Here is a 287-nt window from a genome sequence, read left to right on the forward strand (position 1 = left end):
GCCTGATGGAATGAGATCGGACGGTTGATGCCGCACATCACGGACATCTTTTTCAGATGCCTGTTCATGCTCTCTTTGGTCAGCATCGGAAGCAGTTTTCCGTTGCTGTCCATACCCTTGTACTTTTCGACGATTTTCAACGGTATCTCCATCAGCCGCACACATTCGGGTGTGCCTGTCTTTTGCCTTTCCGTGTGAATCCACAGGCTTCCGTCATCCGCCCTCACCAGATTGGCGGCTGTCAGACTCCTCATGTCGCAATAGCAGATACCCGTCCAGCACGAGAA

At 52.3% G+C, this 287-nt stretch carries 1 protein-coding gene; it reads right to left on the reverse strand.

Features of this window, described 5'->3' with window-relative positions; genetic code table 11:
• Positions 1-287 (reverse strand): site-specific integrase (locus BWI44_RS06855; protein WP_502688827.1); only part of this gene is annotated, 287 nt, incomplete at both ends.

It is taken from the genome of Bacteroides sp. Phil13 (assembly GCF_001940965.1).
Taxonomy (GTDB): Bacteria; Bacteroidota; Bacteroidia; order Bacteroidales; family Bacteroidaceae; genus Bacteroides; species Bacteroides intestinalis.